This window comes from Streptococcus sp. (assembly GCF_019414905.1).
Taxonomy (GTDB): domain Bacteria; phylum Bacillota; class Bacilli; order Lactobacillales; family Streptococcaceae; genus Streptococcus.
On record NZ_DXLC01000053.1, the window covers coordinates 1 to 4,743 of the forward strand.

A 4,743-nucleotide genomic window follows, 5' to 3' on the forward strand; every position below is an offset into this window, starting at 1 on the left:
CCTAGAAATGGGCCTCTTGCCCAGTGAGATTTTGGCTCTCAAGGTTGAGGATATCAATCTGGATTTTCAGGTGTTGCGAATTAAGAAGGCTTCCCAACAGAGGATTGTCACTATTCCCACGACCTTGCTTTCAGAATTGGAACCCTTGATGGGGCAAACCTATCTTTTTGAAAGAGCAGGGAAAGCCTATTCCCGTCAGTGGGCCTTTCGTCAGCTAGAATCCTTTGTCAAGGAGAAAGGTTTTCCGGCCTTATCAGCCCAAGCCTTGCGGGAACAGTTCATTCTAAGACAAATAGAAAACAAGGTCGATTTGTACGAAATTGCAAAAAAACTAGGATTAAAAACAGTCCTGACCATAGAAAAATATAGATAATGGATATTAAATTAAAAGATTTTGAAGGGCCCCTGGACTTGCTCTTGCACCTGGTTTCTAAGTACCAGATGGATATCTACGATGTACCCATTACGGAAGTCATTGAACAGTATCTAGCTTATGTTTCAACCCTGCAGGCCATGCGTCTGGAAGTGACGGGCGAGTACATGGTCATGGCCAGTCAGCTCATGCTGATCAAGAGCCGCAAGCTCCTTCCAAAGGTAGCAGAAGTGACAGACTTGGAGGATGACCTGGAGCAGGACCTTCTCTCTCAAATCGAAGAATACCGCAAGTTCAAGCTCTTGGGTGAGCACTTGGAAGCCAAGCACCAAGAACGGGCCCAGCACTATTCCAAAGCGCCGACAGAGTTGATTTACGAAGATGCGGAGCTTGTGCATGACAAGACGACCATTGACCTCTTTTTGGCTTTTTCAAATATCCTAGCCAAGAAAAAAGAGGAGTTTGCACAGAATCACACGACTATCTTGCGGGATGAGTATAAGATTGAGGACATGATGGTTATCGTGAAAGAGTCCTTGACTGGACGAAATCAATTGTGCTTGCAGGATTTGTTTAAGGAAGCCCAGAATGTCCAAGAGGTCATCACCCTCTTTTTGGCAACCCTAGAGTTAATCAAAACCCAGGAGCTGATTCTTGTGCAAGAGGAAAGTTTCGGAGATATTTATCTCATGGAAAAGAAGGAAGAAAGTCAAGTGGCCCAAAGCTAGACTTGATAGAGAGGAAAGATGAGTACTGTAGCAAAAATAGAAGCGCTCTTGTTTGTAGCGGGTGAAGATGGGATTAGAGTCCGCCAGTTAGCTGAACTCCTCTCTCTGCCACCGACAGGCATCCAACAGAGTTTAGAAAAATTAGCCCAGAAGTATGAAAAGGACCCAGATTCCAGTTTGGCTCTGATTGAGACAGGTGGTGCTTATAGATTGGTGACCAAGCCTCAATTTGCAGAGGTTTTGAAGGAATACTCTAAGGCACCTATCAATCAGAGTTTGTCTCGGGCTGCTCTTGAGACCTTGTCCATCATTGCCTACAAACAGCCCATCACACGAATAGAAATTGATGCCATCCGTGGTGTCAACTCGAGTGGGGCTTTAGCAAAGTTGCAGGCTTTTGATCTAATCAAAGAAGACGGAAAAAAAGAAGTGTTGGGGCGTCCCAACCTCTATGTGACTACGGATTATTTCCTAGATTACATGGGAATAAACCATTTGGAAGAATTACCAGTGATTGATGAGCTTGAGATTCAAGCCCAAGAAAGCCAATTATTTGGTGAAAGGATAGAAGAAGATGAGAATCAATAAGTATATTGCCCACGCAGGTGTGGCCAGTAGGAGAAAAGCAGAGGAGTTGATCAAGCAAGGCTTGGTGACGGTTAACGGCCAGGTGGTACGTGAACTAGCAACCACTATCAAGTCAGGCGACAAGGTAGAAGTTGAAGGTCAACCTATCTACAACGAAGAAAAGGTCTATTATCTGCTTAACAAACCACGCGGTGTCATTTCCAGTGTGACAGATGACAAGGGCCGCAAGACTGTTGTGGACCTCTTGCCCAATGTGAAAGAGCGTATCTACCCTGTAGGTCGTTTAGACTGGGACACATCAGGTGTCTTGATTTTGACTAATGACGGGGATTTTACGGATGAAATGATTCACCCTCGTAATGAGATTGACAAGGTTTATGTAGCGCGTGTTAAAGGTGTGGCTAATAAGGACAATCTTCGTCCCTTGACCCGCGGTCTTGAGATTGATGGCAAGAAAACCAAGCCTGCTGTTTATGAGATTCTCAAAGTGGATCCAGTTAAAAATCGCTCTGTGGTACAGTTGACTATCCATGAAGGGCGTAACCATCAGGTTAAAAAGATGTTTGAAGCTGTCGGTCTTCAAGTGGATAAGTTGTCTCGGACACGTTTTGGACACTTAGATTTGACAGGCCTCCGTCCGGGAGAATCCCGCCGTCTTAATAAAAAAGAAATCAGCCAACTACACACCATGGCTGTAACCAAGAAATAATGAAACGAATTTTAATAGCGCCTGTGCGCTTTTACCAACGGTTTATCTCGCCAGCCTTTCCACCCTCTTGTCGCTTTGAGACGACTTGTTCCAACTACATGATTCAGGCTATTGAAAAACATGGCTTCAAGGGTGTTTTGATGGGCTTGGCTCGGATTTTACGTTGCCATCCCTGGTCGAAAACAGGTAAGGACCCCGTCCCAGACCACTTTTCACTCAAACGGAACCAAGAAGAAAAATGAGGCTAGGTAAAAATATTTTAGTGAAATGATAAAAACGCATCCTATCAGGTTTGAGTGTACTGATAGGATGCGTTTTATCATGTAAAGATGTTAGTTGATACTCAATGAAAATCAAAGAGCAAACTAGGAAACTAGCCGCAGGCTGTACTTGAGTACGGCAAGGCGACGTTGACGTGGTTTGAATTTGATTTTCGAAGAGTATGAGTTTGAAGTTGCTTATTTCAAGGCTTTTTGTGCGTCTTCAATCATGAGTTTGGTTGATTCAAGTCCGCCTCCACTTAGATACCAGAGGTCTGGTGTTAGTTGGATAATCTTACCATTTTTAGCGGCAGGTGTTTCAGCGATGAGGGCATTTTCTAGGACACCGTCGTTACTAGAGTTGTCTCCACCGATGGCAAGAGTACGGTTGATAACGAAGAGGATATCAGGATTGATTTCTTTGACACTTTCAAAGCTGACTTCTTGTCCGTGGCGAGAGTCTTCAAATTGAGTATCAGTTGGCTTGAATTTCAAAGTTTGGTATAAGAAAGAGAAACGAGATTGGGCACCAAAGGCTGCCATTTTTCCTTCGTTGAGGAGGATAGCAAGGGCTTTTTTGTCAGAACTTTCGTTTTTAGTAGCGACTTCTTGGATGCTCTTGTCTAGCTTGGCCAATTCTTCCTTGGCTTTCTGTGTACCAGTTTCACCAAAGGCGTTTGCTAAAGATTCGATATTAGTCTTGGTAGAAGTCCAGTAGTCATCTTTGCCTGCTTGGAAGAGAACAGTCGGAGCGATTTCGTTGAACTTATCTACGAATTTTTGGGTACGTGGTGAAGCGATAATTAGGTCTGGTTCAAGAGCAGCAAGGGCTTCTAGGTCTGGCTCAACCATAGAACCAACATTTTTAACTTTTCCAGCTAGGTCTTTAAGATAAGTCGGAACAGTTTTTGTAGGCATTCCGACGATATTCTTTTCAAAACCTAAAGCGCGAATAGTATCCGCAGCACCGAGGTCAAAGGTCACAATCTTTTCAGGGACTTTTGAAAGTGTGACTACACCTAGTGAACTTTTAATGGTTACCTCTGTTGGAGCAGAGCTACTTGACTCCGTCTTACTAGTGCTTGAGTTTGTACTACATGCACCAAGTAGGAGCAAGAAGCTGGCCGCTAGGGCAGTGAGATAAAGTTTAAGGGATGTTTTCATAATTTCTCCTTTTTAAAATGTGATAACGATTTAAGGAGTCTCTTGGTCTTATTGACTAAGAGACTGAAGGTTCTCTAACTTGAACTTCTATGTTATTAGCTATAGATACAGATCTTTTTGCCATTGATGTCAGTCAGCGTGATGGGAATCTCATAAAGTTGACTGAGCAGGTCAGCCTGCATGATTTGATTGGTTCTTCCCTTGCTAAAGACTTGACCGTCTTTGAAGGCGACAATTTCATCTGCATACTGACTGGCCATGTTGATATCGTGGAGGACGATGATAATGGTCTTTCCGAGTTCTTCCACTAGTCTCCGAAGAATCTGCATCATGCTGACGCTTTGCTTGATATCGAGATTGTTGAGTGGTTCGTCTAGTAAGATAAAGTCTGTATCCTGGGCCAGTACCATAGCGATAAAGACCCGCTGGAGCTGGCCTCCAGACAGGCTATCGATGTAGCGGTTTTTTAAATTGGTCAGTTCTAAATAGTCCAGAGTTTCTCGGATTTTTTCCCAATCTTCTGGTCTCAGTCGACCTCGACTGTAAGGAAAACGTCCAAAACTGACCAGTTCTTCCACCGTCAATTTGGCTTGGTAATTAATCTTCTGCTTTAGGATAGTCAGTTCTTGAGCCAGTTCTTGTGAATTCCAACTCTCGATTTCGCGGCCTTTGATACTGAGAATTCCCTGATCTTTCTTGGTCAGTCTGCTCATGATGGAGAGGAGAGTCGATTTTCCAGCACCATTGGGACCAATGAAGGCTGTCAGTTTCTGAGGACTGACTTCAAGCGAAATGCCTTGCAAAATATCCTGTTTTTGAATGGATTTGTCAATGTTTTCCAGTTTCACCGACGCGCCCTCCTATAAAGTAAGATAAAGAATAAGAAGCCACCCACACTCTCAATGATCATGCTGATGCGAA

At 43.8% G+C, this 4,743-nt stretch carries 7 protein-coding genes and 1 pseudogene; 5 read left to right on the forward strand and 3 right to left on the reverse strand.

All coding sequences use genetic code 11. The features are described 5' to 3' along the window. From xerD to yidD, 5 genes are all read left to right on the forward strand, one after another. Positions 1–373: site-specific tyrosine recombinase XerD (xerD, locus tag QZ359_RS01325; RefSeq protein ID WP_293954615.1), on the forward strand; the 373-nt coding region annotated here is incomplete at its 5' end. Beyond that, positions 373–1,101, forward strand: coding sequence for a segregation/condensation protein A (locus tag QZ359_RS01330; protein WP_293954617.1), 729 nt, complete (start codon positions 373–375; stop codon positions 1,099–1,101). The genes xerD and QZ359_RS01330, both read left to right, overlap by 1 nt. Before the next feature lie 18 nt (positions 1,102–1,119). Continuing rightward, positions 1,120–1,689, forward strand: a complete 570-nt coding sequence (gene scpB / locus QZ359_RS01335) for an SMC-Scp complex subunit ScpB (RefSeq protein ID WP_293954619.1) — start codon at positions 1,120–1,122, stop codon at positions 1,687–1,689. Further along, positions 1,676–2,398, forward strand: coding sequence for a pseudouridine synthase (locus QZ359_RS01340; protein ID WP_001222228.1), 723 nt, complete (start codon positions 1,676–1,678; stop codon positions 2,396–2,398). The genes scpB and QZ359_RS01340 overlap by 14 nt, the downstream gene beginning before the upstream one ends. Then, on the forward strand, positions 2,398–2,640 hold the full coding sequence (gene yidD, locus QZ359_RS01345; protein ID WP_293955873.1) for a membrane protein insertion efficiency factor YidD: 243 nt from the start codon (positions 2,398–2,400) through the stop codon (positions 2,638–2,640). Before QZ359_RS01340 ends, yidD begins: the two co-directional genes overlap by 1 nt. A gap of 216 nt (positions 2,641–2,856) precedes the next feature. Here yidD and QZ359_RS01350 read toward each other — a convergent pair whose 3' ends face one another. From QZ359_RS01350 to QZ359_RS01360, 3 genes and pseudogenes are all read right to left on the reverse strand, one after another. Then, positions 2,857–3,822, reverse strand: coding sequence for a siderophore ABC transporter substrate-binding protein (locus QZ359_RS01350; protein ID WP_293955875.1), 966 nt, complete (start codon positions 3,820–3,822; stop codon positions 2,857–2,859). A gap of 95 nt (positions 3,823–3,917) precedes the next feature. Further along, positions 3,918–4,670, reverse strand: a complete 753-nt coding sequence (locus tag QZ359_RS01355) for an ATP-binding cassette domain-containing protein (protein ID WP_293955877.1) — start codon at positions 4,668–4,670, stop codon at positions 3,918–3,920. Beyond that, a pseudogene (locus QZ359_RS01360) lies at positions 4,667–4,743 on the reverse strand (iron ABC transporter permease); the annotation flags it as partial. The pseudogene QZ359_RS01360 and the gene QZ359_RS01355, both read right to left, overlap by 4 nt.